We start from the raw sequence: 25663 nt of genomic DNA on the forward strand, positions 1-25663 counted from the left end.
AATGAAATGGCAAGGGGTATGGCAATTATTTTTTAGTTTGTTTGTTTTTTGGTATAAATATCTCTGCTGACTTGTTTTAAAATTGCGCGTCTAGTCACTATTCCATCAAAATAACCTTCCTGATCCGCTACACATAAAAATGGATAATCGATAACTGCTTTTAATACATTTAAAAATGTGTCGTTCTTTTCCAAACATGGAATATCCCTATTCATTACTTCCTCTACACGCATAGTAGATAGTTTTTCAAATTCAATCCGTTCAAGCCCTAATATCTGATTCAGTATGACTGTTTTACCAATCGTACCAACCAATTTATACGATGAGTCTAGAACAGGAATAGCAGAATATCCTGATTTCACTAATACAAGTAATGCATGTTCAAGTGGATTATTCAACTGCACATGTGCTACTTTTTCAGAAGAAATCAGTAAATCATTAACAATAATATCCGTTAATTGCTTATCTTTCAATGTGCCCATTTAAAAACACTCCTCTTTACTAATCAAAATGTTGGAGGGATTTATTCACCTAAAAGGAGTAAATCATCGTTATCTACATAACTAGCTTACCATAATTAGGATGGATAAACATTATTTTTTCACTTTAAAATGCACGATGAGTTAATACCTTTATATGATATAACATGAACATATGCTTGCACTTTTTAGTTAAAATGTATGATATATTAACAAAATGGTTCACCTGAAACGTCTAGTGACTAGGAAACAGATAATTTAGACAAGTGCATCCTATTACGAATTTTTTACATCTATTAACACGTCATGTTGAATGTGAAAATACATGATATAATGCTAGTATCAGTTTTAGAAAGGTTTGACCACATGAATAGAAGATCATTTTTAAAAAAATCATTTGGTAGTCTTTTAGCATTCCTCGGTTTAAGTGGTGGAACCTATTATTATGCCCGTGAAATTGAACCGAGTTTACTAGATATCCACCAAGAAATTATTTCTTCAGCTAAAGTTACATCTGAATTCAATCACTTTAAAATCATTCAGTTTTCTGATACACATATAGGGTTTCATTATTCGCTTGAACAATTAGAAGAATTAGTGCAAACCATTAACAATCAAAAACCCGACCTGATTGTCTTTACGGGAGATTTAGTTGATGCTCCAAATGACTATAATTGGAATACTACATTGATTCGTATTTTAGGATCACTAGATGCAAAGTACGGTAAATACTGGATATATGGGAACCATGACCATGGAGGATATGGAACCAATATAGTGAAAAATGTAATGGATCAGGCTGGCTTCAATTTACTTCAAAATCAACATACTACTATTAAAAAAGGGCAAGAATCTTTTGTTTTAGCTGGAATTGATGATGTTATGCTAGGTAATCCAAACCTGGAAAAAACGTTAAACCAAATAGACCCTTCCCTATTCACACTATTACTAGCACATGAACCAGATTTTGCTGATAAAACGATTAATTATCCCGTGGATGTGCAGTTATCTGGTCATAGTCACGGTGGCCAAGTACGGTTACCTATTATCGGCCATTTATATACACCATTATATGCTCAAAAATATGTGAATGGAAAATATCAAGTGGATCATTTAACTTTATATGTTACAAAAGGTATAGGAACAACAAGATTACCCTATCGTTTTCTATGTAAACCAGAAATATATGTGTATACATTACAAAGCAACTAGCAATAAATTCCATGTGTAACACTTTATCTATAGTTTTTTCAATTGAAACATGCTACGCTAGATACGATTTTGTTAATATGGAGGTTACATATATGGTGAAAAGGATTAAATTAGCTTTTCCGATAGTAATGCTAGTTCTTATACTAACAGCCTGTGGCGAGGAATTTGAAGGGAATATTACTTCTGACGTACAAGATTTCGCATTTACAAATCAGGATGGTGAAAAAGTAACTCAAAATAGTCTCGAAGGAAACTTTTGGGTGGCCAACTTTATATTTACAAATTGTGACACGGTCTGCCCACCAATGACAGCAAATATGGCTAGGCTACAGGAAAAACTTAAAGAAGCTGGACTTGAAGATGTGCAATTGGTTTCATTCAGTATCGACCCTGAACGTGATACGAAAGCCGCATTAAAAGAATTTGGTAAAGCGCATGGAGCATCTTTTGACAATTGGCATTTCCTTACGGGGTATGACTTTCAAACAGTTAAAGAACTCTCTATCAAGTCATTTAAATCAGCACTAGAAGAATTACCTGACTCTGATCAATTTATGCATGGCACTAGATTTTTCCTTGTATCACCAGAAGGAACTGCTATTAATTATTATACAGGAACTGAAGCAGCAGAAATGGACAAGATTGTAGAAGACATTAAAAAAATAAAGTAATACTAAACAGAAGCTGGATTTTAATTCTAGTTTCTTTTTCTTTGCGCTCACTTATTGTAAATGGACAAGCTTTGCGATACTATAGAATTGACATAATAATTCACAGGAAAGGAGGACAAAACGATGAATCAAGCAAAACCTACTTCTGTAGCTGAACTCGCAATGGCATTGTATACCATTAATAGACATGCAAAAACAGCTCCAGAACCAAAGCATTTATATTTCATTAAAAAGGAAACAATTAAAAAATTGTTATCAGAAAATCAAGCCAAAAAGATTGGACTTCACTTTTCTGACCATCCGAAATTCAGTAATCAACACTCTACGTTACTCGTAAAAGTTGATAACTACTATTTTCATATACCTCCAGAAAAAAATGACTTTAATCAGCTTGAACACTTAGGTACTTTGGATCAATCATACCGAAACCCTCAAACAAAAATGTCATTATCACAAGCAAAAAAAGTAGTTTATCGATACATTAACTTTACACCGAAACCCGAAAAGAAGTCTAAAAACAAGAAATACACTTCTTCCTACTATACGCCTTCATCCTTAGGGAAAATGGAATGGCCACCAACAAAGCCTTATCGAAAATTTGAAACATAAGGTAAGAGTAAGTGCAACGACATTAAAAATTATTAAAAGCCACAGCATGTAAATGTTGTGGTTTTTTTAATGTTTCATTTTTCTCTTCGAAAGGAACTAGTATACCAAAAGGAGGCGCAACCATGTTAGAATTAAAAGATTTTGTCTATGAACTACACCGTTATGCGGATCAAACACACATATTAAAGGATAAATATGAAAAACTTTCCGAAGCAGAAAAAGCGATGGTCGTAAAGCACGCCCCCATAAACCAACCAACACCAGAGGAACACTATGAGTTGGTTTATCGTTGGTTAGAAAAAGTGCAGTCAGAAGTTGGTGTAGTTGAAAAAGAAGAACGCTAATACACTAGGAAACCCCGTCAAATAAAATTGACGGGGTTTTGTTTAAACATTCTTCATGAATACATTTTGAAAAATAAAATGTAATAACCGTACAATAACTAAGATACCACCAAAAACTGCCATACATAGTAATGTAATCTTTATAAGATATAGATAATCTGTTTGAAAAAATAGGAACCCTATTAAAATCGAACAGATCAATATAATAAAGCTACACATAATGTAACTTAATATACGATCTTGCTTTAACGTCACAAACCAATGGATTACTGGCTTTATAGAAAGATAACAAATTAACATTCCAATCACAATCAATGTCATTAATCCATATGGGCTATTTTTCATGAAAGATAATAACCATACTAGTTGTTCCATTATACCCTTCCCCACCCTTTCAATTACCTTTATTATCCCCACATTTAGTTATCTCTAACCTTTTCGTTAATTAAATACTGATAATTTGATATAATGAGTACCTGTATAGGGCTGAACGGAGGAGGAATGGTAACCTTGAATAGCGCTTATCTATTTATTATGCTTGGTGCTGCACTTTGGGGCACAATTGGGTGGTTCGTTAAAAACTTGTATGCCTTCGGGTTCACCCCAATGGAAGTAGTGACATTGCGGGTGTTAACAACAGCTATTATCTTGCTAACCTATATTCTGATTAAATCACCTGAAAAGTTATTACTACACTCTATTAAAGATGTTAAATATTTCATAGGAACTGGAATTGTAAGTATTATATTTTTTAATTATTGTTTGTTTACAACGATTGAATTGTCAACAATCCCGTTTGCAACTGCATTACTTTACACTGCACCAGCATTTGTAACCATCCTTTCTCTCATTTTATTCAAAGAAAAATTAACGAGAGTTAAACTAATTGCACTATTAATCACGCTTTTTGGTACTTGTTTAATTGTTGGAATCATACCTCTTAATACGGAAACCCTTCAATTGAACAGCATTCTTTTTGGGCTTGGATCCGGGATAGGTTATGCGCTTTATAGTATTTTCAGCAAATACGCTTTGAAAAAATATACGAGTCTAAGTATTACAGTCTACACTTTTATCGTAGCAAGTATAGCCTTGCTGCCCTTTTTTCCATATGCGACAAAGATTCACTTATTAATGGATCCTGCTGTCTTATTCTATTCATTTGGATTAGGTCTCTTACCTACCGCATTCGCTTATATTATTTACACGTATGGCTTACACCAAACAGAAGCTTCTAGGGCATCTATTCTTTCGACGATTGAGCCTGTGGTTGCAACCTTTATTGGTATCATTGTATTTAATGAAGCTTTTTCCCATATTCAAATGGTTGGAATGGCTTGTATTATCGGTGCCATAATGTTAATTCAGCTTTTCACAACAAAAAAGAAAATTTCGCATGCAAAAAATGGAGTGATATAATTTCTATCACTCCATTCTCTAATCAATCCTCGGTACTGCTTCAAGCCTAATCATAAAAAGAAAATCGTCTTGGTTTTTTTTGTTCCTTTTTAGTCTGTTTATTTTCAAGTCGAATTTCTATTTGCGATAACTCTTTCTCATCTGATAACAATTCTTGCTTATATTGCTTTACAAGATCTTCAAAGTTCTGAGTCTTCGGACGCATATCCTCACTCCTTTTACTATATTAACTTCATTATACCCTATTTTCTTTGAATGAATCAAAATTATTTGAACATTTTGTGAAGAATTAATTAATTTTATGGTTAGATTAGAAATTATACATGTTTAATCCTTTGATTTGGGTATTCTATTAATTGAAAAGATAAAGTGAGTTATAAGGCCCGGTACTGGAGGTTTTACGAAGGGGGGTAAATCGATAAGAGTTTTTATACACGGTTGGCATATACATTGTACTTAACGAATAGTTGAAAGGGATTATCCACAATTTATTTTAGCATCAGGATATATCCCAGACACAAAATTTGCTATACTCTATGAATAGAGTTCTTATTTCTTCTTTTTGTTTACTTCTTTTCGCTGGATACTATCATATAAATTTAATAATTTATCAAGCTCTTGACTGATCATAATAGATTCTCGGCTTGTAAACCCTTTTTTTAAGGCAACCTTGGTCATCTCGTTACGCAAAAATTCAATTCTTTTTAGCAGTTGCTCTATTGTACTCATTTCAGTTAAATGGTTACCTCCTCTTACACATAGCTGTTATAACCTTAGCACGTACGTTCATGTTTGCCAAGTTTTGCATTAATTAGATCTATCTGTTTTTTACAATTAATGCAAAAGACTATAATTTTTTTTTTCAAGATGATACCTTTATTATATTGAACAGGTGGGTGATTAATTTGTATTTCAAGAGAAATGAAGCATTTCGTTTTTCATTTAGCAAACCAATTCCTGGTAAACTGATTGAATCAACTAATAACTGTACACCAATAAATGTTACCATATTAGATGTTAGTAAGAATGGTGCAAAAGTTTACTGTGAGGATAATACTCAATTGCATAGTGGAAATCAAATCAAATTATCCTTCATGATTGATGATATATCATTTGATGCATTGGGCACAATAAGTTGGAGGAAGCCTGCGAAAACATCTTATGAAATGGGGATACATTTAATCACAGATGATACGTATCACACCACCATGATTCAATCGCTTAAGAAACTAAAGAGAATGAACTCATAACTACTATTATATTCTAGTATCCAATGCATAATATGTTACGATTAACTGTATGGGATTTAGTAAGGAAAGGATGTCCAAGTTGGTTAAGCATAAAAAGAAAAATGAATGGTTAGAGTGGGGAAAGGCAATATTTATAGCAATATTATTAGCATTTTTTCTGCGTACATTCGTTTTCGCAACCTCAATCGTTGAGGGTGAGAGCATGATTCCTACTCTCGAAGATGGAGAACGTGTAATTTTCAACAAATTTATTTATCTAGTTGACGAGCCAGAACGTGGTGATGTTGTTATCATCAAACGCCCAATTAAAAATTATGTGAAACGAGTAATTGGTTTGCCTGGGGAAACAGTGAAATTTCAAGATCATCAATTATACATTAATGGCGAAAAGTATGAAGAAACGTTTATAAGTGAGGAAGCTTTAAATCACACAGGAAATTTTGGTCCAATAGAGGTTCCAGAAGATAGCTATTTCGTTATGGGAGATAACAGAGCTATCAGTAAGGACAGTAGAAATGGATTAGGGTTTATTAATGCCGATGACATTGTAGGGAGATCTGAACTCGTCATATACCCATTTGATGAATGGACCATGATTAAATAAATACTAGGGGCAGACTGGAACAATTGTCTGGCCCTTTGTTATGTCTAATTCAGCGCTCAGTGTGCCACCAATCTCCCCATTGCGGGAACACTTCCGTGCAAGCATGATTTCCTTAATCTTTTTTTATTACTTTTCATTATCTAAAATACAGTATCCAATGTTTAGAGCAAGAATTGCAAAACAAATCACACCTAATGCTATTTCCATTGCAGTCATGCACCTCCTCAGCTTGATGTATCTACGTATTTAACTATACAAGTGTATTATGTACTAAAGTAGACAACTAATGTAATGCTTCTCTACTATCATACCAATTTCCCAACCCTAAATAAAGCAAAAATATGTTAAAATGAAAAAGAAAAACAGGGCGATTAGCATCGATTGAAATCGAATGGGAGATATTGTTGTAGAAATTTTGGAGAGCAGCTATTATTATCCAAAATTGTCGCTATCTCCCCCATCATTAAACTTTAAAACGCTACATCTCAACACCATAGACGAAAGAGGTGACAGTTTTGTTTCACTGTCCTTATTGTGGTACTAAAGTACAAGATAATGAATCCTATTGTATAAAATGTGGAAAACGATTACCAGAAGATATACATAATCGATTGCATCTCTCAAAAGGATCGAAAAAATTTTGGTTTCTTCCCTTAGCAATCCTTTTTTTATTAGCCCTATCCATTGGTGTTTTTTATTTATTTTTGGAAAATCAAACTGCACAAGCAAAAGAGTTATATTCCGATGGTGAGAAGAACGCCCAAAAAGGGAATTTTGAGAAGGCCAAGGACCTTTTTGAGCAGGCGTTAGAGCAAAAAGAAAATTTTCCTCAAGCCTCAAATGCAATTGAATTTATGGATATAGCAATTATCATTCAGTCTAAACTTGATAACGCAGCAAAAGAACTCGCAAAGTTAGAATATCAAGAAGCGCTTAACGGTATTGTTGAAACGGAATCATCCTTAAAAAATTACAATGGATCCGTAGTGAAAAAACTAGTTAATGAAATCGTTTTGACACGAAACACTATTAAAATTGAGCAATTAAAAAGTCAATTACAGAAAAAACCTACTAATGATGAATTAAAAGTTTTACTTTGGGAAGCAGAATCCATTAAAAGTAATGAAGCTGAAAAAATTACAAGTAATATACGGAATCAAATAATAGACTATACTTACTCCAAAGCAAGTGAACAGCTTAATAAACACCATTTTTCTGATGCGCAAACTCTCGTTAATGATGGTTTAATCTATGCTCCAGATTCTAAAAAACTAAAAAGCCTGCAAACAGCAATAGATAATGAAAAAATTGCATTTGAAACTGCTCAACAACGCCGTATTGAATCAGCTATTAGTACTGCTGAAAAAGAACGAAAACAAAACAAAAATGATGCTGTCGAACTAGTGGATGTCAAACTTCTTAATGACGAACAAGGAAAGCTCGTTGTTAAAGGTGAAGTAAAAAGTATTGCAACGATACCAATCAATACCATCCTAGTTGAGTATGACCTACTAACAAAGGAAGGCGAAAAATTCAAATCAAATGAGGTCTATGTATTCCCAGATACACTTTATCCAAATGAGGCCGGTGAATTTGAATTTACCCACTTCGATATAACGAATAAAGCGAAGGAACTAAAAGTAGAGGTAACTAAAACTAAATGGTATACAGATAAATAATACGCATACTAATTGGGGTGAACTTTCGTTGAAAAGGAATAAATATATACCAACTGCTATTACGGTATTCATTGTTATTATTGGTGGAATTAGTATTTTTGCAATGTATAACCAATGGTATGCTACCGAGGCATCCGTCAGTAATTCGGGAATAAATAAAATCAATAATTCACCTCAAACATTAAACCTTAAATCAATCATTCATAAAGCCGAAAAAAACGTAATGCAGATTGAAGGTGAAAATGGAGATACTAAAATTACTGGTTCAGGTTTTTTGTATAATGAAAAGGGAGATATTATTACAAATGCACATGTTGTAAAAGATGCCGATGTCATTAATGTACGAACATCAAATGCACGCGTTTATCCTGCTGCCATTGTCGGCATTAGTGAAGAAACAGATATTGCCGTAATACGGGTTCCACAAATGGCTAATCAATCCCCCATTCAAATTGAGAAAGAAATTAAAGCAGATATTGGCGATGAGGTAATAGCACTAGGAAGTCCTCATGGTTTTCAAAACACCGTAACACTTGGCATAATATCTGGTACCGAACGCAACTTCTCTGTCGATGGATATGATTATGAAAACGTTTATCAAATTTCTGCTCAAATAACACATGGTAATAGTGGTGGTCCGCTGATAGACCGAACAACTGGTAAAGTTATTGGCATAAATTCAGTGGGTACTAAAGACGGAACGATTGGGTTTAGTATTCCGCTAGCTAATGTAATCGATCAAATCGAGCGATGGTCTAATGAGGCACAAACGGATAACTTAGACTTTTCAACCTCGTCAAAAATCATAAACAATATTAATGAAGATGCATTCAAAGAAGATGCAGAGTATTTAATTAATTATTTTCTGGATAGCATTTTAATTCGAGATTACATAAGTGCCTATACCATTTTGGGGAGTGAGATGCAGGGGCAAAACTCCTACTCTGCTTTTAGAGAACAATATATACATGTCATAAACTTAAACTTTAATGATTTTACAACGACCTTAACTGATAACAATCAGGTGGAAACAACTGTAAAAGTGGATTATTCAATTAAACAACCAAATGAAGAAAAAGTATCTAAAGCAACTGCTACATACAACTTTATAGTTGGATATGAAAATGACCAGTTAAAAATACTAAACATATCAAAAGTTGAAAAGTAAAGAAAAAAACGCTAACCATAATTTATTGGTTAGCGTTTTTCTTTAAGTGTGTGTTCAAAAAGTCGTCAAATTAAAAATAAGAAGGTCGAGGCACGAGAGTTTTGAGGACCGGACTTGCGCGTGTTTGTGCTGACTTCTACGTTGTCCACAGGACGTGGACGGTTTTAGTAGAAGTTCCACTATGCCCTTAATACGTGAGGACCAGAAAAACCGAGTAACGAAGAGATTCGCCATTTATCATTTGGTGACTTTTTGAACTTCCTCTATAATTCCTCTATATCCAGAAAATGTGCTTTTATCTCTAATTATTAGTAAAAAATGATTAAAACGTCCATACATTTCGATTCGACTTACATATAGTATAAATGTAAACGTCTAGGAGGTGAAGTAGTATGTCATATGGATATGGTGGATGTGGTGGTTATGGAAACCAAGTACAAGGAGCTTATCATAACAACGGAAGTTCATTCGCGTTAATTGTTGTTCTTTTTATACTTCTAATCATTGTAGGTACAGCTTTTTACTGCTAATTTTAAGAAAGTATATAGAAAGCAAACATCAACTTCTTTTATTGAGTTGGTGTTTGCTTTTAATTTTATTGCACTTGGAAAAATTTAGTTAATTGTGCTGGTGGTAATGGTTTGCTGAAATAAAACCCCTGTACCTCATCACATTTTTCACTCTCTAAAAAAGAAAGCTGTTCAATCGTTTCTACCCCTTCTGCTATAACTTTCATATTTAAAGAATGGGACATGTGAATGATTGATTTCACGATAGCTTGATTTTGTTTCTGGTTATCATCCATAAACATCTTATCAATTTTTAATTTTGTAACAGGAAATATACTTAAATACCTTAATGAGGAATAACCAGTACCGAAATCATCAATGGATACCAATACTCCTAATTTTCGTAGCCGCTTCATTGTATGAATAATGTAATCTTCATTACTCATCGCCATACTCTCCGTGATCTCAAGTTCCAGGTATCTTGCATCTAATCCTGTTTGTTCGAGTATACTTTCAATGTTTTCTACTAATCCTTTTTGGTTAAACTGCTTTGCAGATAAATTAACACCCACAATTACAGGTTCATATCCCTTATCCTGCCATGCTTTATTTTGTTTACATGCCTCTTTTAAAACCCATTCTCCAATATCAATAATCAGTCCCGTTTTTTCAGCAAGTGAGATAAATTCATCTGGAGGAATATAACCATTTACAGGATGGTTCCATCGAAGTAAAGCCTCTATCCCGACAATCTTACCTGACCCCAGATCTTTTTGTGGCTGATAATGTAGCTCAAATTGTTCATGTGCTAATGCTTTTCTTAGTTCACTTTCCATTGTTAACATATTTTTAAAGTTCTCAGAAATGGATGGTTCAAATAATTTATAACTGCTTCGGTGATGTTCTTTAGTCACATACATCGCGGAATCAGCATGCTTAATTAGATCATGTTCGGTTAAGCCATTTTGAGGAAAAACGCTTATACCAATACTGATGGAAATAAAAAGCTCATAGCCATCTATTTTTACTGGTTTTTCAAATTCAGAGATTACTTCTTCCGCAAGTTTAATGGCATCATGTTTATTTTTTGTATGCTTTTGTAAGATTAAGAATTCATCTCCGCTCGTCCGTGCAATAAATGTATCAGTTTGTAGGAATGACTTAAGCTTTTCCCCACAAACCTTTAATAACTTATCACCAAATTCATAGCCAAGTGTGTCGTTAATTTCCTTGAAATAATCCAAGTCGATAAAATAAACAGCTAGCATCTCATTCGCTTTTTTTGCCTCCGTAAGAGCTTCCTTTAGAACTTTCATAAAAAAGTTCCGATTTGGCAGATCGGTTAATTCATCATAAAAAGCCATAAACTCTATTCGCCGTTCATTTTCTACTCGTTCTGTTATATCCTTAATGATAGCTACACGAATGATAGCTCCAAAATTATTATAAGGCTGTTCAATCATTTCAAGGTGAAACGTACTACCGTTTTTCCTCATTCCTGTATAAATCATTGATTCCGAAAAATCTTTATACATGACTTGATTTAATTCATAGTCTTTATACTCACGAACTAGTTCAGTAAGGTTCATTTTTGTAATAGTTTCTTTTTCATATCCGAACATATTAACAAAGGTTTGATCACAATCTAGAACTTTATCCTCGTTGTATATGACCATTCCTTCTTCACTGTCGTGTGTCAATTGTTTGATGTATGTTTTTACCTCTTCCGTTTTATCTTGAATGGATAAATCACTCATTATTAAGCAATACAAGGAATCATCGATACGAACTGACTTTACCTCTACTAACTTCCCATCCTCTTTCTTTAGTTCCATTAGTAAATGCTTTTCTTTATCTTCCATCAATAATGCAAAGTCCATATAATGAAAAATTGATAAATCATCTCTATCGCTAATGGCAAGTAATGAAAAAGCTGCATTATTTCCTTTAATGATTGTTCCTTGGTCATCAACAAACAGTATTGCATCTTTTAAATGTATAAAAACGCCATCATGGATCGGAAATTCTATTTTTTCTTTAGACATGTCATTCTCCTCCAAAGACTTCCGTTTCATTATCCAATTATCATTCTTTCTTTTGGATAATGAAATTTTCCGCTTGATTTATTATTTTTAAACATGAACAAGAATGTAATGATCCCTACTCGTCCAATAAACATTAACATCATCAAAATAAATTTACTTAGTGTCGTTAACTCACTAGTAATCCCAAGGGACAATCCGACCGTACCAAACGCAGAGGTGACTTCAAATAATATTTCTGATAAAGAATATGGCTCAACAATTGAAATGACAAGAATGGAACTGAACACAAATGCGATTGCCATCAATGATACGGTAACCGCCTTTAATAAATCCTCTTGGTGCACCTCTCGTTTAAATATTCGAATACTTACACCCCCACGAGCATATGTGAAAATAAATATTAATACTAATGCAAAGGTTGTTGTTCGTATTCCACCACCCGCACTGCTTGGTGATGCTCCAATAAACATCAAAAACGACATAAATAAGTGGTTTTGTTCAGTTAATTGACTAACATCCATTGTTGCTAAACCACCACTTCTAGTTGTTACTGATTGGAACAAGGAATAGAATACTATTTCATGCCAAGACTTATCATCAAAAAAGTTACCAGAATCTAAGAGACCTATAATTATGGCACCCACTACGATTAAAGCAAAAAACGTAAATGTTGTAACCTTCGTAAATAATGAGAAACGTAAGCTTTTACGAACCGCTTCTTTCGCAAACATATATTCTTTCACTTCAATTAATACCGGAAAACCAATCGCTCCAAATATGATTAATAACATGTTAATAAATTGTACGAAATAATCATCCTTAAACATGATTAAGGAGCTCCCGGTTATATCAAACCCACCATTAGTCGTAGCACTTATCGAACCAAAAAAACCATGTAAATATGCTTCACCTATGGTAGGAAAATACTGAATGTAATATGTACCTAAAATAATAAAACCAATTAATTCAATCGTTAAAACAACAAGCATAATTTGTTTGATTAATCGAACCATGCCTGCAAATGACGTCTGGTTTTGATCTGTCATAATTAAGCGACGTTCTTTAAGACCAATTTTTTTACCTAGTATTATCCAAATAAAGGTACCCATTGCCATGACACCAACTGCACCAAATTGTAAAATAAATGCTAACAAAAAATAACCTGACGTATTAAATGTTTCAGATATACTTATTGGTGTTAATCCTGTAACACTAATTGCACTTACTGCAATAAATAACAAGTCGATAAATGATGCATCTACGCCTTCTTCATGTGCAAAAGGCAGTGCCAGAATAACAGTTGATACAACTATTGCCACACAATAGAAAAGCAGGATTAACTGCACTGGTGATAGTTTGTTTAACCATCCAAATTTAACTATATTTAAGAACATAAAGCGGCTCCTTATTATCTTCATTGATTATATCGGTAGGATTGATCAAAAACTTAAACTCATTATAGCAGGCATATAAAGGATTTGCTCGCATAATCGACAATTATTTCTATAAATCGTTATTCATAGTAAATTTAAACCAAATTTCGGACAATATAACAGGGTTAGTAGACTGTCTACTAACCCTGTTCAATCAATTCTTTAAACTTCCTGTATAGCGATTCACCTTGATACCCCTCTTCAATTAGCTTCTTTAACATTTCTTTAACAATGCCTTTTCGTTGGTCAACGATGGTCCCCATAAATATGACATTTATTCGGTCACCAATTTCGTTGATTGACAAAATAGAAGTAATAAACGATGCTGGCGTATTCGTTTCTTTCGTAATCTTTACTTGGAGCACAACGGTGTCGCCCTCTTCTTTGAGATTATGAAAAACTTCAAAATTATCTTTCTCCATAAAGGCTTCTATAACCCAGCGATCCTGCTCATCCTCCCGATTTATTACAAGACCATCCAGTAACGGAATTTCATGCAGGATAATGTCATGATCATCATTTTCTACAATTTCTAAAGAACTTAATTTAAATGTTTTCATTTATCCATCTCCTGTCATATCACATTCTTTATCTGCCTATATAGCTCATTTCAATTTTTGTACGACTTGATTTTCTATTCCAGCCGCTCATCAGAATAGCGATCAGTTCGTATACACCAGATGAAGATTAAGTTATCTTTTATCCCCTCTAGATGCTTCCTCGTCAAAAATGGTAATCCTTCTTTGATTATATCAATAATTTGTCTTTTTGAAATCACATTATTTGCATCCTATCGATTTTGGTTTCCAACATCCATAAATTCACTATACCGGAAACTAACACCCTAATCCTGTCGAATTGATTAATTAATGTGATTTCCAGCACCTATAAAATCAGCTTCTTTTAAAAGGTGTCTTGGCCTTGATTTTCATCAAGCCACAATACATCGACTTGTGAACCTTTTGTAAACCCTCTAGTCCCTCCAGGAAGAACCATGAAACCATTTGTAGAGGCAAGTGATGTTACCACGTTAGATTTATCTATCCCTGCTAAACGAACAAATACCTGTCCATTTTCAATAAAAATTATTCCACGCACAAACCGAGTAAAGGGGTTAGGCTTAGGAAAGTCCTCAGCCAATCGGGCCTTTGTTCTTTTTAAAAATGGCGTTTCATTGAATAAAAACCGTTGTAATAGTGGTCTTACGAACAATTCGAAGCCAACATAACATGCAGAGGGATTTCCAGATAAGCCAAATAAAAGTTTGTCCCCTACCGTTGCAACGGTTGTAACGCTTCCTGGCCGCATTGCCACTTTATTAAATAAAACCTTCGCATGTAATTTCTCATAGATTGCAGGCATTAAATCAAAGTCACCAACAGATACCCCACCAGTCGTAATGAGGAAATCCACTTTATCTAGTTTATCTTTAATTGATTTGTAGCTTGATTCAAATTCATCAACAAGTTTTCCGAAATAATGCGGTTCACCACCAGCCCGTTTTATTTGCGACATGACCATATATGCATTAGAATTTCGTATCTTTCCTGGCTCAAGCTCCTCATCAACCTCTAGTAATTCTGTTCCTGTTGCAAAAATACCAACAACAGGCTTGTTCGTTACATGCACACTTTTATGTCCGAACGTTGCTAAAAGTGCTTTTACTCCAGGATTAATGACTGTTCCTTTAGCAACTAATTCAATACCCTGGTCAATTTCAGAACCTTTATGTACCACGTTCTCTTCTTGCTGCATCTTGCGCTTTAAAGAAATATAAGGTTTTCCGTCTCGTTCAAATTGCTTGCATATTTCAAACATCGCAACACAATCCGCTCCATCCGGGATTTGTGCACCAGTCATTATCCGTGTAGCCTGATTCATTGTTAGCTTTTTCTTCGGAACATTCCCAGCCCCTATATGTTCAACAACCTCAAACTCAACGGGTTCTGTCGTAGATGCATATTTGGTATCTCTGGAATGAAAAGCAAAGCCATCATAGGGTGATTTATCAAACGGTGGCACTGGATGCTTTGTGATAATTGGCTCCGCTAGCCTTCTCCCATCACATCTTTCAATTGATAAGAACTCTGATCCACCTGTTTTACTATACTCCATCACGTTGTTTACTGCTTCTTCCACTGGTACAGGCTTCCGCATAACTACCATATTCATCAAAATCCTTTTCAACTATATTTTTTCTATACACTTAGTTTAACAAATTTTTCTATTAAATAATATTTGATTCTCCAAAATAAAAATTGAAGGGTATTAGTTAATAACTACAATCATAGCCATAATGAAAATGATGACAACAAAAATGTTTAAAAACATCGCTTAATTGCGATCTTTTTTTGTAAATATAGCCTTTTTTCTATTGATTACTAATGTATAATTAATTATATTCTAATAATTAGTTAAGTAGGAGAGCGTTCATGAAAAAATGTATTTTATTATTCGGGTTACTACTACTATTAATAGCCTGTCAAAATGAAGAGCAAGTGATTGTAAAAAAGAAAAATGTAGCACCAACTACAAAAGAGAACCCCGAACTAGTTGAGCAATCGAGCAAGGATGAAGTGGATGAAATGGTTGAATTTATCCTTCCAGAGGAAAAAGTAATGATAAATTTAGAAATGGTTCCTATTTTAAATGCATACTTAAGCGCAGCAAAAGATCGCGCCAAAGCAGTGGAATCCATGCATCTTAGACCAGTTCCGTATGACAATGGTCACCTATACCTACTTAAATTCTCATGCGTAAATGAGTCATGTTCCTATTTATTGCTTAATAAAAATGAAGGAAATCAAGCATATCTTGTAGCAGATCTAGCGCAGTCAAGTAAAATAACGCTATCACCAGATAGCACGAAAATACTTCTTCAATTTAATCGTGTTGATTCCACATTAAGTAATCTTGTCGTGATAAACATTCTAGAATGGGAACTCCTACCATTGAGAAACGCGACAAACGAGATGGAATTATTGGACTACCGTTGGCCAATTCTTACTTCAGAATGGATTGATAACCAAACTGTTTCTATATCAATACCTGCCCTAGATGAACCTTCTTCCAACCTTCTTGCCGAGTGGAATGAATCAGGTGGTGCAACACAAGAAATTACTCTAACTACAAATTAATAAGCAGATAAAAAAGCACCTAGCCAAGTGCTTTTTTTCTTATTCGAATACTAGCTCTTCAATGAGTTCTACTTCCTCGACAAAATCACTATTCATGGTGAACCTTTCTGCTACAACAAAGTAGTTTTTCCAAACCCATTCCAAACGTGCAAGAAAATAGAATGCCAATGACACTTATGGAGACTATAGATAATATTAATTATATTTTTTCACGATTCACCTCCATTCCCAAGCCACTATTTATGAAGGTAAAACATTGGTGAGTTTTATATAAGAATAAAACAATTCAGTTTTCTGTTTGAATTTTGATTAACATAAAAAGGAAATAAATAAAAAGCATAATAACGACAAAAAATACAATTCTAATAAGTGATACCGAAAGGAGGAATTCAAATGACAGTTTCTAGTCAAGTTAAACAAACAATTGCTGGATTAAAAAGTGCTCAAGCAAGTTTTGAACAATTTGCCTTACAGACAGAAAATAAACAAGCTCAACAATTATATGAGGGTGCAGCACAACAAACAGATGCCATAGTGCAAAGTATTGAACCACGTATGCAGGAAATTGAACAGGAAGAACCACAATATAAAAACGTTTAAACACATTAAAAGGGTTGAATAATCTTCAACCCCCTACTACATAATCCTAACAAAGTAGGTGAAGATAAATTGAAAATACAAAAGTTGTTTGTTCTAATCGTGCTATGTTTCTTGGTGGCTTGTAATACGAATTCAAATACGGAACCTCCAAAAGATCAAACGAAAGCCGAACCATCGAAGATAAGCACCTCTTTATTACCTGATCAATCCCCATCAAAAAAAGCAAAAAAAATGTTGCAGAAATACGATGAAACAACCAATATATATGCAGTTAATACGGATAAAACAATGTTAATTGCTTATAAAGTACACCACAATGATCGCTTAAAATTAGCTAAATTCGAAACAAAAGTAAAAAAGAAACTCAAGAAACAATTTGATGATTTTAAGCTGGAAGTCTCAACGGATCAAAAATTGGTAATGGAACTAAGCAAATTAGAAAATAGAGTATCTCAAAAAGAAATTGGCAATAAAAAGTTAAAAAAAGAAGTGAAACATCTAATTAAACTTTCACGCGATAAAACTTAAACGAAAGAGTGGGCACGTAATGGCTGATAAAAAAAAGAAAAACTTACCTCCAAGTGCACAAGAATATCAAGCCTTTCAACAACAACGTGAGGTTAAAAGGCCAATAGTCAAAAATTGCATAAAAGCCTTCTTAGTAGGTGGATTAATCTGTTTTATTGGTCAGTTAATTACAACGTTTTATATTTATTTCTTTGATTTCACCGATCAAACAGCGGGACATCCTACAGTTGCTACATTAATTTTCATTACCATGCTTTTAACTGGTTTTGGAGTATATGATCGAATTGGTCAATTTGCTGGTGCTGGATCAGCTGTTCCAGTAACCGGATTTGGTAATGCTGTTATTTCTGCATGTATTGAGCATCGTACAGAAGGATTTGTACTGGGTGTTGGTTCCAATATGTTCAAACTAGCAGGATCTGTCGTTTTATTTGGTGTATTTTCAGCATTTGTCGTTGCACTAATTAAAACGATTCTAATTCAATGGGGGGGATTATAGATGTTACTCGGTCATCGAACTTGGGTCTTTGAAAATAAACCCGTCATTATTTCCACTGGTACTATCGGAGGTCCATTTGAGGCAAATGGGAGTATTCCGAATGATTTCGATTTACTCCATGATGATATGTGGCTTAAACAAGCTTCCTTTGAGAAAGCGCAACAAACTATGTTAGAAGAGGCTTGTCAGTTTGCCATTAAAAATAGTTCAATTCAAAAAGAGCAGGTCGAGTTTTTTATCAGTGGCGATTTGATAAATCAAATTACACCGACAAGCTTTGCTGCAAAAGCGTTAGATGTACCCTATTTCGGTCTATTTAGTGCTTGTGCTACTTCAATGGAAAGTCTTGCATTATCTGCCTTTTTGATAAATGGACAAGGGGCCAATTATATATTAAGTGGTAGTGCAAGTCACAATGCAGCAACAGAAAAACAGTTTCGTTATCCTACAGAATATGGTGGCCAAAAGCCACCTACCGCCCAATGGACGGTAACTGGGGCTGGTTGCGCATTAGTTGCTAAGGAAGGAAAAGGTCCAGTAATAACTTCCGCAACGATTGGAAAAGTAGTAGACATGGGAATGGCCGATCCGTTTAATATGGGTGGTGCGATGGCCCCTGCTGCAGTGGATACATTAGAAACCCATTTAAGAGAACGGAATGTTGATCCTTCCTACTACGATTTAATCATAACTGGCGACCTTGGTCATGTCGGGCGAGAGGTTTCATTAGATCTCCTTAAAAAACAAGGTATCTCTATTTCAGAAGATCAGTATGTAGACTGTGGATTGACCATCTACCGAGAAGGGCAACCTGTTCTAGCTGGGGCAAGTGGAGCCGGATGCTCATCTGTTGTCACGTACGGCCATTTCTTAAACAAAATGAAACGCGGAGAACTAAATCGTATTCTTGTAATTGCAACAGGTGCATTACATTCTACATTAAGTGTGCAGCAGAAGGATCCAATCCCCTGTATAGCGCACGCAGTCTCTATTGAAACAGGAAGTGATAGTATATGATTTTTTTCTGGGCATTTGTTATAGGTGGACTTATTTGTGTGATTGGGCAAATTATGTTTGATGTTTTTAAACTAACACCAGGACATACCTTGAGCATACTTGTTGTCGCTGGAGCAATCCTAGATGGCTTCGGGTTGTACGAACCACTAATAAATTTTGCTGGTGCTGGCGTAACGGTACCGATTACGAATTTCGGAAACTCGTTGGTACATGGTGCGATGGCCGCAGCAGAAGAACACGGTATAATAGGCGTTGTAACAGGCATGTTCCAGGTTACTAGTTCAGGTATATCAGCTGCGATTATATTTGGCTTTATTGGTGCACTATTTTTTAAACCTAAAGGTTAAGTAAGGAGACGAGCATTTATGACTATTGGATCACAGGTGAAAAGTTGTTTTTCTTCGTTAAAAAGCGCTGAAGCAACATTAATTTTATTGGCGAATAAAGCACAAGACCAGCAAACGAAGCAAGTATATGAAGAAGCAAAGATGATTGTAGACGAGGTGAAAAATGACTTACAGAAACAGGTTATTTATCTTGACCAGGAGGAACCACAATATAAAAGCTAGTGAAATTCGGCTATTTTAGAAAGGATTTTTGGTATGCCAGATTGGGTTACTATCATCATAAGATCGTTTATCTTACTTGTAGTACTTTTTTTTATTACAAAAGGGTTAGGCAAAAAGCAACTATCACAGATGAATATTTTTGAATATATAACAGGTATTGTTATTGGTAGTATTGTTGCGATGCATGCGGCAGATACTGAAACAAACTTCTTTCATGCTCTTGCTGCATTGTTAGTATGGTTTTTGATTCCACTTGCCGTTGAATTTCTCTCAGAGAAAAGTAAATCATTCCGAAACTTTGTCCAAGGTAGTAGTACAGTGTTCATTCAAGACGGTAAAATTATGGAGGATAACCTTAAGAAAGAACGTTTTACCACTGATGAGCTACTCGAAAAGCTCCGTTCCAACAATATCTATAAGGCATCAGATGTTGAGTTCGCTGTACTTGAACCCTCTGGCAGCTTAAATGTGATGGAGAAAAAAGAAAACCAACCGATAACCGCAAAGGTTCTTGGGATGAAACTTCCCACGGAAAAAGAACCACAAACGGTAATAATGGATGGAAAAACATTAATGGAACCATTGGCAAATCTCTCGTTAAATACAAATTGGTTAGAAACAGAACTAGACAAATTAAATGTTAGTATTGAAAATGTCTTTCTAGGACAGGCGGATACAGATGGACAGCTTACCGTCGATTTATATGATGACAAAATTGCAGTCCCTGCTCCCTCAGAAAAACCATTACTTCTTGCTAACCTAAAAAAATGCCAAGCTGATCTTGAACTTTTCGCATTGGCTACAGAGAATCAGAAAGCCAAACAATTGTATCAAACGAATAGTCAAAAGTTGCAGCAGGCTATTGATCTCGTATCGGCATACTTAAAATAGTCTTTTTAGAATAGCTTACTTTCATGTATAATTTGTTTATTGCATGGAAGGAGCTGTTTTTATTTGCTTAAAAGATGGTTAGGCACATTTCTACTACTAATACTACTTTTAGGCTGTACACCTAATGAACATGAAGCGACCTTTGTCAGAACTGTAGATGGCGATACACTAATCGCTGCTATAGATGGAAAAGATGAATACATACGATTGTTATTGGTGGATACACCAGAAACGAAGCATCCCGATAAAGAGATTCAACCATTTGGCCCTGAAGCAAGTGAATTCATAAATAAATCCTTCTCCCCTTCTGACCCAATTCAAATCGAATATGGAACAGAAAAAAGGGATAAATATGATCGATTGATTGCATATGTTTATACCGAGGATGGTCAAATGATAAACGAGCTTCTACTTGAAAAAGGTTTGGCTAGAGTCGCATACGTCTATCCTCCAAATGATAAATATGTGGAAGAATTTCGTGAATTAGAATCCGAAGCAAAAAACAAAGAAATCGGTATTTGGAGTATTGATGGCTATGTGACAGCGGATGGTTTTAACGCAGAATCAATCCCAGTGATCCCGGAAAAAAGTGAAAAAAAACCTAACGATAACATTACTGATCCAGACCGTGATTGTGGGGATTTTTCATCTCAAGAAGAAGCACAAACATTCTTTGAATCTGCTGGAGGACCCGGAAAAGATTCACACCGCCTTGACGGCGAAGGAGACGGTCTCGTGTGCGAAGGATTATAAAAGAGAATGTTTAAAAAGACAGTAGTGGCCAAACTACTGTTTTTTATTTAATTTAGTTTCTACACCCGCTGTATCGTCCAAATTATTCTTCAATTCTATCCTGAAACATGCATCATACATAATTTGCCTCCCATTGTGACAACATAAGTGAATAATATACGTTTGGGGGTGGCTTTTTGTTTAAAAATCTAATAACAAAATACATGACCACAAGTAAAGAAAAATTATATACCCAGCAATCCTCAGAAGAAGCCATTTCGATTAAGGAAAAGGACATTACATCTAACCTTGATCATACGACAAGTACATTCAAATCCATCTATTCCTATCCGAACAACAGTGATGTTAAATTCCGAGATATACAAATCGGTGGTATCAATAAAAAAGCTGTACTTGTTTTCATTAATACAATTTCTGATACAGACATGATTGAAAAACAAATACTTAATCCCCTTTTACTTAATGAAGAACCTTCACGAAAAATTGATGATCTGATATCTGCTCAATCCGTTAGTACGGCAAAAAAAATCCGGGATATTCTAAAGGAAATCAATAAAGGAAATGTGGCACTCTTCATTCAAGGTGAAAAACAAGCGTTTATTATTAACGCCGCCAACTTCCAAGGTAGAGGAATTGAAAAAGCAGAAAATGAGGTTTCTTTAATTGGATCTAAAGAAGCGTTTAACGAAAAAGTTATGACGAACATTTCGTTAATTCGAAAAAAAATTAAAAGCGAGGACTTGGTTATAGAGTCTACTACCGTATCCAAGCGATCCAACAATGAAGTCTATTATGTCTATGTAAAAGACTTGGTTAATGATGAATTATTACAAACAGTTAAGGAGCGAATAGATCAAATTGATATCGATTCTATCCAAAACTTAGCGATACTAGAACAGCACATTGAAGAACGACAAAAGTCTATTTTTCCAACTATCTTAAATACGGAGCGACCAGATCGTGCGGCATCCTTTCTTGAAGAAGGTTATATTGTATTACTCATGGATAACTCACCAGCTTCACTTGTATTACCCGCTACGTTTTGGTCATTTTACCATACAGCAGAAGATCGATACGTGCGCCTTTTTTATGGGAATGTCACACGGTTAATACGAATGATGGCAATGTTCATTGCCTTATTCACCTCTTCCATTTATATTGCGGTTACAAACTTCCATGCTGAAATGGTACCACCTGATTTATTACTTGCTATCGCTGCTACAAGGGAAAAAGTACCCGTTGGAGCCATATTGGAAGTACTATTTATGGAACTCGCGTTTGAATTAATCCGAGAAGCAGGACTACGGATTCCAGGCCCAATTGGGCCAACAATTGGAATTGTTGGTGCCTTAATTCTAGGGCAAGCTGCCGTTCAGGCAAACATTGTAAGCCCGATAGTTGTAATTGTAGTTGCCTTAGGTGGATTAAGTTCATTTGCGATAGGTAATATCAGTATGAACTTTACTATTAGAATATGCCGTTTTGCTTTTATCCTAGCCGCCGGTGCATTTGGAATATATGGCATTACCGCTTTATTTGTAGTAGGTATATTTTATATGGTTTCCATTAAGTCTTTTGGTGTTCCATATCTGTCTCCATTAACACCTAAATATCTTTCATCTGGTGATACCATTTTTAGAAGGATGCTGAAAAACGAAATATTCCGCCCGAGCTATTTAAAGCCTAAAGACATGAAAAAGAAATAGGAGAATTAACTATGGAGCAAACCAGCGGAAAAATTGGTATAAGAGAATATATAGCCATCGTATTGTTAACAATTGGTACAAAGCTAGCAGATGACTTACCAGCAATTTTGTATAGTTCATTATATAATGCGGCATGGATGACACCAATTATTAGTGGTGTCATTTCGATCCTCCCGCTTTATTTGTTACTAAAAACAATGATGTATTATAAGGAAAAAAGCTTACTGGAAATTATTGTTCATCTCTTTGGAAACTACATCGGGTTTGTCATTATATTTATTCTATGGATTGTAGGCACTGCTGCCATTGTTATTGATAGTGCCATTTACACTGATATCATCGGAACAATGTATTTTACAAGAACGCCAACTATCGTTATCTACGCTATTTTAATAGGTGTATGTGTTTACGCGGCGAAACACGGATTAGAACAAATCGGCTCAGTTGCAAAAGCCGTACTTCCATATATCAAAGCTTCTTTATTTTTCGCATTAATTTTAACGATGATAGAAGGTAACTTTGCATTTCTATTCCCAGTGCTTGGTCCTGGTGGATGGGAGGTAATTAAAGAAAGTTCAATACGACTTTCCATTTATGGCGATATCTTATACTTGAGTCTTCTAACACCCTACATTCGAAAGACAAAAGATTTTACAAAAGGTACATGGATTGCGTTTGTGATATTAATTGTTGAATTAACAATAGCCATATTAGCATATGTACTCCTATTTGATTATAATACTGCACATTTGTTGAATTATCCATACCATGAGGTAATTCGCTATATTAGTATAGGATTTCTAGCAAATATGGAAACACTCTTTTTTCCATTTTGGTTAATTGCTACATTTATTCGATTTGCGGTTTATCTATACATAAATGGACTCTTATTTGGAAGGCTTTTTCGTATTAAAGATTTTGAACATATGATCCCTTCACTTGCTACGCTATTTTTATTCCTCGGGTTAATATTAGAAAATGAATCGATAGCACTCTCAGAATTAAGAGATCACTTGTTATTTGTAGTAACACCTATTTTTTTCGGGCTACCTTGTATGTTGTGGATATTGGCCAAATTCAAGGGGGATTACAAAAATGAAAAAACATAAACTTGTATATAAAATTAGCTGTCTTTTCATTTTAACGCTTATACTAAGTGGATGCTGGAACCAGAGTCAAATCGAGGAAAGAGCTTATGTGATTGCAATTGGACTAGATAATGCTAAAGACGAAAATCAAATTAAGCTTACCTACTTAATCGCAAATCCTGAATATGGTTCACAGATACAGGGTGGTGGTACAAAAGAACCTCCACATGAAATAATAAGCTTTGTTACAGATGATCTCACAACATCCAGAAATGCGGCTAATGTTGTAATTTCAAAAGAAATCACCTACGATTTACTGACCGTATTGACTGTCTCACAAGAATTTGCTAAGGATAAAGATTTTATAAGATGGATGTATGACACTACCAAGGATCCAGAAATTAGACGTGATGTACATTTGGTTGTTACCAAAGAGAATGCTAGTGAGTTTTTCAAAAAAAATGAACCCAAACTCGAAACAAGGCCACATAAATATTTCGATATGATTTTAGATCGTGGTGTTGAAACTGGTATGTTACCAAGTTCTGAGTTGATTGAATACTTTAGAATTACAGAAGCAGATGCTGATCTTTTTTTGGCCATGTATGGTACAACTAAACAAAATGATGATGAGAATCAAAAGCGTGATAATGATAATTTTACTGCTGGTGAATTTCGCTATTCGGGGCAAACAAATACAACAAATTTCGCTGGTTCAGCCGTTTTTAAAGAAGGAATAATGATTGGAAAACTTACAGCAGACGAAACCCGTACAACCATTATGTTGAACGACGAATTAAACGCTACTGACGTTTTGACTACCTATACAGACCCCTTTAATGAAAATTATCGTGTGGCAACAAGAGTTAATAAAACAAAGCGTAATAAAGTTGAAATGGATTTAACGGCTCGAACACCAACAATTGATGTTACAATTCCTATTGAAATTGAAGTGTTATCAGCTCATAGTATGGTGGACTATGAGAAAGACATATCAAAAAGAAAGAAATTAAAAAAATCCATCGAAAAGGAAATAAGAACAAAGATCGAGAATCTTGTTAGAAAGACTCAAGAGGAATTTAAAGCAGAACCATTCGGTTGGTCATTAGTAGCAAGAAAAAAGTTTTTAACAATACCTGCTTATGAAGAATTTGACTGGATGAAATCCTATCCTGATATGAAGGTCAATATAAAAATAAACGTTACGTTCGGTCAATTCGGCCGTCAAAGTGAATTACCAAATGAAAAGGAAATAAGGGATTAACATGACATTATTTGTTTGGATCATGATCACTATCGTATTTTTATACACAATGGGGTTTTCCATAAAGCTTTGGAAAGAAAGCAAAGTTGGTTCTTGTGCTGTAGCATTAGTTGCTGTAGCAATTGTGATTGCCCCCTTTTTCACTGTACTTTGAAGGAACAATTGGCCCTCTACAAATTGTAGGGGGCC

General features: G+C 34.8%; 32 protein-coding genes. 23 read left to right on the top strand and 9 right to left on the bottom strand.

What is annotated here, in order from left to right; genetic code table 11:
* Positions 1-32: 32 nt before the first annotated feature.
* On the bottom strand, positions 33-482 hold the full coding sequence (cbpB, locus tag CFK40_RS13300; RefSeq protein WP_089532767.1) for a cyclic-di-AMP-binding protein CbpB: 450 nt from the start codon (positions 480-482) through the stop codon (positions 33-35).
* A gap of 363 nt (positions 483-845) precedes the next feature.
* Here cbpB and CFK40_RS13305 point away from each other — a divergent pair, with 363 nt between their 5' ends.
* The 4 genes from CFK40_RS13305 to CFK40_RS13320 all read left to right on the top strand — a co-directional run bounded on the left by CFK40_RS13305 (position 846) and on the right by CFK40_RS13320 (position 3315).
* Positions 846-1691 carry a metallophosphoesterase gene (locus CFK40_RS13305; RefSeq protein ID WP_089532768.1) on the top strand — a complete coding sequence of 282 codons (846 nt, stop codon included), beginning with the start codon at positions 846-848 and terminating at the stop codon, positions 1689-1691.
* 92 nt (positions 1692-1783) lie between these two features.
* Positions 1784-2362 carry an SCO family protein gene (locus CFK40_RS13310; RefSeq protein ID WP_089532769.1) on the top strand — a complete coding sequence of 193 codons (579 nt, stop codon included), beginning with the start codon at positions 1784-1786 and terminating at the stop codon, positions 2360-2362.
* A gap of 123 nt (positions 2363-2485) precedes the next feature.
* On the top strand, positions 2486-2971 hold the full coding sequence (locus CFK40_RS13315) for a YkyB family protein (RefSeq protein ID WP_089532770.1): 486 nt from the start codon (positions 2486-2488) through the stop codon (positions 2969-2971).
* A gap of 122 nt (positions 2972-3093) precedes the next feature.
* Positions 3094-3315: a hypothetical protein gene (locus CFK40_RS13320; RefSeq protein WP_089532771.1), complete on the top strand. Its 222-nt coding sequence runs from the start codon at positions 3094-3096 to the stop codon at positions 3313-3315.
* A 42-nt stretch (positions 3316-3357) separates the two neighbouring features.
* On the opposite strand, the gene CFK40_RS13325 is transcribed toward CFK40_RS13320, so the two are convergent.
* Positions 3358-3690, bottom strand: a complete 333-nt coding sequence (locus tag CFK40_RS13325) for a hypothetical protein (RefSeq protein ID WP_089532772.1) — start codon at positions 3688-3690, stop codon at positions 3358-3360.
* A gap of 135 nt (positions 3691-3825) precedes the next feature.
* Between CFK40_RS13325 and CFK40_RS13330 the strand changes: the two genes are divergently transcribed.
* Complete coding sequence (locus tag CFK40_RS13330) at positions 3826-4734, top strand: DMT family transporter (RefSeq protein WP_089532773.1); 909 nt, start codon at positions 3826-3828, stop codon at positions 4732-4734.
* A gap of 46 nt (positions 4735-4780) precedes the next feature.
* On the opposite strand, the gene CFK40_RS13335 is transcribed toward CFK40_RS13330, so the two are convergent.
* Both CFK40_RS13335 and CFK40_RS13340 read right to left on the bottom strand, forming a co-directional pair.
* A complete protein-coding gene (locus tag CFK40_RS13335; RefSeq protein WP_089532774.1) occupies positions 4781-4939 on the bottom strand; it encodes an FbpB family small basic protein in 159 nt (52 codons plus the stop codon).
* Between the two features lie 344 nt (positions 4940-5283).
* Positions 5284-5463 (bottom strand): aspartyl-phosphate phosphatase Spo0E family protein, encoded by a 180-nt coding sequence (locus CFK40_RS13340; protein WP_089532775.1) that lies wholly within the window; start codon positions 5461-5463, stop codon positions 5284-5286.
* A 176-nt stretch (positions 5464-5639) separates the two neighbouring features.
* Here CFK40_RS13340 and CFK40_RS13345 point away from each other — a divergent pair, with 176 nt between their 5' ends.
* The 5 genes from CFK40_RS13345 (at position 5640) to CFK40_RS13365 (ending at position 9965) form a co-directional block, all read left to right on the top strand.
* Entirely contained in the window at positions 5640-5984 is a 345-nt protein-coding gene (locus tag CFK40_RS13345; RefSeq protein WP_161493871.1) for a PilZ domain-containing protein, read from the top strand.
* 70 nt (positions 5985-6054) lie between these two features.
* Complete coding sequence (lepB, locus tag CFK40_RS13350) at positions 6055-6588, top strand: signal peptidase I (protein ID WP_405196549.1); 534 nt, start codon at positions 6055-6057, stop codon at positions 6586-6588.
* A 506-nt stretch (positions 6589-7094) separates the two neighbouring features.
* Positions 7095-8267 carry a zinc ribbon domain-containing protein gene (locus CFK40_RS13355; protein ID WP_227001774.1) on the top strand — a complete coding sequence of 391 codons (1173 nt, stop codon included), beginning with the start codon at positions 7095-7097 and terminating at the stop codon, positions 8265-8267.
* Positions 8268-8295: 28 nt separating this feature from the next.
* A complete protein-coding gene (locus tag CFK40_RS13360) occupies positions 8296-9435 on the top strand; it encodes a S1C family serine protease (RefSeq protein WP_227001775.1) in 1140 nt (379 codons plus the stop codon).
* Positions 9436-9827: 392 nt separating this feature from the next.
* Positions 9828-9965: a YjcZ family sporulation protein gene (locus CFK40_RS13365; protein WP_089532779.1), complete on the top strand. Its 138-nt coding sequence runs from the start codon at positions 9828-9830 to the stop codon at positions 9963-9965.
* A 65-nt stretch (positions 9966-10030) separates the two neighbouring features.
* Here the strand turns inward: CFK40_RS13365 and CFK40_RS13370 are convergent, their stop codons facing one another.
* From CFK40_RS13370 to CFK40_RS13385, 5 genes are all read right to left on the bottom strand, one after another.
* Positions 10031-11989, bottom strand: coding sequence for an EAL domain-containing protein (locus CFK40_RS13370; protein ID WP_161493872.1), 1959 nt, complete (start codon positions 11987-11989; stop codon positions 10031-10033).
* A gap of 29 nt (positions 11990-12018) precedes the next feature.
* Positions 12019-13383, bottom strand: coding sequence for a TrkH family potassium uptake protein (locus CFK40_RS13375; RefSeq protein WP_089532781.1), 1365 nt, complete (start codon positions 13381-13383; stop codon positions 12019-12021).
* A 179-nt stretch (positions 13384-13562) separates the two neighbouring features.
* Entirely contained in the window at positions 13563-13982 is a 420-nt protein-coding gene (locus tag CFK40_RS13380) for a YwpF family protein (RefSeq protein ID WP_089532782.1), read from the bottom strand.
* Between the two features lie 74 nt (positions 13983-14056).
* Positions 14057-14200: a hypothetical protein gene (locus CFK40_RS21005; protein WP_161493873.1), complete on the bottom strand. Its 144-nt coding sequence runs from the start codon at positions 14198-14200 to the stop codon at positions 14057-14059.
* Positions 14201-14325: 125 nt separating this feature from the next.
* The gene (locus CFK40_RS13385; protein WP_089532783.1) at positions 14326-15588 is read right to left on the bottom strand and encodes a molybdopterin molybdotransferase MoeA; all 1263 of its coding nucleotides are present in this window, start codon (positions 15586-15588) and stop codon (positions 14326-14328) included.
* 266 nt (positions 15589-15854) lie between these two features.
* Between CFK40_RS13385 and CFK40_RS13390 the strand changes: the two genes are divergently transcribed.
* From CFK40_RS13390 to CFK40_RS21010, 13 genes are all read left to right on the top strand, one after another.
* Positions 15855-16559: a hypothetical protein gene (locus tag CFK40_RS13390; RefSeq protein WP_089532784.1), complete on the top strand. Its 705-nt coding sequence runs from the start codon at positions 15855-15857 to the stop codon at positions 16557-16559.
* Positions 16560-16952: 393 nt separating this feature from the next.
* The gene (locus tag CFK40_RS13395) at positions 16953-17159 is read left to right on the top strand and encodes a DUF1657 domain-containing protein (RefSeq protein ID WP_089532785.1); all 207 of its coding nucleotides are present in this window, start codon (positions 16953-16955) and stop codon (positions 17157-17159) included.
* Positions 17160-17228: 69 nt separating this feature from the next.
* Complete coding sequence (locus CFK40_RS13400; protein WP_089532786.1) at positions 17229-17687, top strand: YhcN/YlaJ family sporulation lipoprotein; 459 nt, start codon at positions 17229-17231, stop codon at positions 17685-17687.
* Between the two features lie 19 nt (positions 17688-17706).
* Positions 17707-18186, top strand: a complete 480-nt coding sequence (gene spoVAC, locus CFK40_RS13405) for a stage V sporulation protein AC (RefSeq protein WP_089532787.1) — start codon at positions 17707-17709, stop codon at positions 18184-18186.
* Positions 18187-19203, top strand: a complete 1017-nt coding sequence (gene spoVAD / locus CFK40_RS13410) for a stage V sporulation protein AD (RefSeq protein WP_089532788.1) — start codon at positions 18187-18189, stop codon at positions 19201-19203.
* The gene (gene spoVAE, locus CFK40_RS13415; RefSeq protein WP_089532789.1) at positions 19200-19550 is read left to right on the top strand and encodes a stage V sporulation protein AE; all 351 of its coding nucleotides are present in this window, start codon (positions 19200-19202) and stop codon (positions 19548-19550) included. The genes spoVAD and spoVAE overlap by 4 nt, the downstream gene beginning before the upstream one ends.
* 18 nt (positions 19551-19568) lie before the next feature.
* Complete coding sequence (locus CFK40_RS13420) at positions 19569-19772, top strand: DUF1657 domain-containing protein (RefSeq protein ID WP_089532790.1); 204 nt, start codon at positions 19569-19571, stop codon at positions 19770-19772.
* Between the two features lie 33 nt (positions 19773-19805).
* On the top strand, positions 19806-20663 hold the full coding sequence (locus CFK40_RS13425) for a DUF421 domain-containing protein (protein WP_089532791.1): 858 nt from the start codon (positions 19806-19808) through the stop codon (positions 20661-20663).
* Positions 20664-20726: 63 nt separating this feature from the next.
* A complete protein-coding gene (locus CFK40_RS13430; protein WP_227001776.1) occupies positions 20727-21416 on the top strand; it encodes a thermonuclease family protein in 690 nt (229 codons plus the stop codon).
* A gap of 176 nt (positions 21417-21592) precedes the next feature.
* Positions 21593-23122: a spore germination protein gene (locus CFK40_RS13435; protein WP_227001777.1), complete on the top strand. Its 1530-nt coding sequence runs from the start codon at positions 21593-21595 to the stop codon at positions 23120-23122.
* Positions 23123-23133: 11 nt separating this feature from the next.
* On the top strand, positions 23134-24231 hold the full coding sequence (locus tag CFK40_RS13440) for a GerAB/ArcD/ProY family transporter (protein WP_089532793.1): 1098 nt from the start codon (positions 23134-23136) through the stop codon (positions 24229-24231).
* Complete coding sequence (locus tag CFK40_RS13445) at positions 24218-25474, top strand: Ger(x)C family spore germination protein (protein WP_089532794.1); 1257 nt, start codon at positions 24218-24220, stop codon at positions 25472-25474. The genes CFK40_RS13440 and CFK40_RS13445 overlap by 14 nt, the downstream gene beginning before the upstream one ends.
* A 1-nt stretch (position 25475) precedes the next feature.
* Positions 25476-25628: a hypothetical protein gene (locus CFK40_RS21010; protein ID WP_161493874.1), complete on the top strand. Its 153-nt coding sequence runs from the start codon at positions 25476-25478 to the stop codon at positions 25626-25628.
* Positions 25629-25663: the final 35 nt, after the last annotated feature.

The sequence above is a fragment of the Virgibacillus necropolis genome, assembly GCF_002224365.1.
In the GTDB taxonomy this organism is placed as follows: Bacteria; Bacillota; Bacilli; order Bacillales; family Amphibacillaceae; genus Virgibacillus_F; species Virgibacillus_F necropolis.

What these genes read in the sequence shown, in the direction of transcription:
- CFK40_RS13390 (WP_089532784.1), top strand. Translation starts at nt 15,855, where the DNA reads ATGAAAAAATGTATTTTATTATTCGGGTTACTACTACTATTAATAGCC.
- CFK40_RS13420 (WP_089532790.1), top strand. Translation starts at nt 19,569, where the DNA reads ATGACTATTGGATCACAGGTGAAAAGTTGTTTTTCTTCGTTAAAAAGC.
- CFK40_RS13320 (WP_089532771.1), top strand. Translation starts at nt 3,094, where the DNA reads ATGTTAGAATTAAAAGATTTTGTCTATGAACTACACCGTTATGCGGAT.
- CFK40_RS13395 (WP_089532785.1), top strand. Translation starts at nt 16,953, where the DNA reads ATGACAGTTTCTAGTCAAGTTAAACAAACAATTGCTGGATTAAAAAGT.
- CFK40_RS13305 (WP_089532768.1), top strand. Translation starts at nt 846, where the DNA reads ATGAATAGAAGATCATTTTTAAAAAAATCATTTGGTAGTCTTTTAGCA.
- CFK40_RS13370 (WP_161493872.1), bottom strand. Translation starts at nt 11,989, where the DNA reads ATGTCTAAAGAAAAAATAGAATTTCCGATCCATGATGGCGTTTTTATA.
- CFK40_RS13425 (WP_089532791.1), top strand. Translation starts at nt 19,806, where the DNA reads ATGCCAGATTGGGTTACTATCATCATAAGATCGTTTATCTTACTTGTA.
- CFK40_RS13380 (WP_089532782.1), bottom strand. Translation starts at nt 13,982, where the DNA reads ATGAAAACATTTAAATTAAGTTCTTTAGAAATTGTAGAAAATGATGAT.
- CFK40_RS21010 (WP_161493874.1), top strand. Translation starts at nt 25,476, where the DNA reads ATGACATTATTTGTTTGGATCATGATCACTATCGTATTTTTATACACA.
- spoVAE (WP_089532789.1), top strand. Translation starts at nt 19,200, where the DNA reads ATGATTTTTTTCTGGGCATTTGTTATAGGTGGACTTATTTGTGTGATT.
- CFK40_RS13315 (WP_089532770.1), top strand. Translation starts at nt 2,486, where the DNA reads ATGAATCAAGCAAAACCTACTTCTGTAGCTGAACTCGCAATGGCATTG.
- CFK40_RS13385 (WP_089532783.1), bottom strand. Translation starts at nt 15,588, where the DNA reads ATGGTAGTTATGCGGAAGCCTGTACCAGTGGAAGAAGCAGTAAACAAC.
- CFK40_RS13310 (WP_089532769.1), top strand. Translation starts at nt 1,784, where the DNA reads ATGGTGAAAAGGATTAAATTAGCTTTTCCGATAGTAATGCTAGTTCTT.
- cbpB (WP_089532767.1), bottom strand. Translation starts at nt 482, where the DNA reads ATGGGCACATTGAAAGATAAGCAATTAACGGATATTATTGTTAATGAT.
- CFK40_RS13340 (WP_089532775.1), bottom strand. Translation starts at nt 5,463, where the DNA reads ATGAGTACAATAGAGCAACTGCTAAAAAGAATTGAATTTTTGCGTAAC.
- CFK40_RS13445 (WP_089532794.1), top strand. Translation starts at nt 24,218, where the DNA reads ATGAAAAAACATAAACTTGTATATAAAATTAGCTGTCTTTTCATTTTA.
- CFK40_RS13325 (WP_089532772.1), bottom strand. Translation starts at nt 3,690, where the DNA reads ATGGAACAACTAGTATGGTTATTATCTTTCATGAAAAATAGCCCATAT.
- lepB (WP_405196549.1), top strand. Translation starts at nt 6,055, where the DNA reads ATGTCCAAGTTGGTTAAGCATAAAAAGAAAAATGAATGGTTAGAGTGG.
- CFK40_RS13365 (WP_089532779.1), top strand. Translation starts at nt 9,828, where the DNA reads ATGTCATATGGATATGGTGGATGTGGTGGTTATGGAAACCAAGTACAA.
- spoVAD (WP_089532788.1), top strand. Translation starts at nt 18,187, where the DNA reads ATGTTACTCGGTCATCGAACTTGGGTCTTTGAAAATAAACCCGTCATT.
- CFK40_RS13375 (WP_089532781.1), bottom strand. Translation starts at nt 13,383, where the DNA reads ATGTTCTTAAATATAGTTAAATTTGGATGGTTAAACAAACTATCACCA.
- spoVAC (WP_089532787.1), top strand. Translation starts at nt 17,707, where the DNA reads ATGGCTGATAAAAAAAAGAAAAACTTACCTCCAAGTGCACAAGAATAT.
- CFK40_RS13335 (WP_089532774.1), bottom strand. Translation starts at nt 4,939, where the DNA reads ATGCGTCCGAAGACTCAGAACTTTGAAGATCTTGTAAAGCAATATAAG.
- CFK40_RS13440 (WP_089532793.1), top strand. Translation starts at nt 23,134, where the DNA reads ATGGAGCAAACCAGCGGAAAAATTGGTATAAGAGAATATATAGCCATC.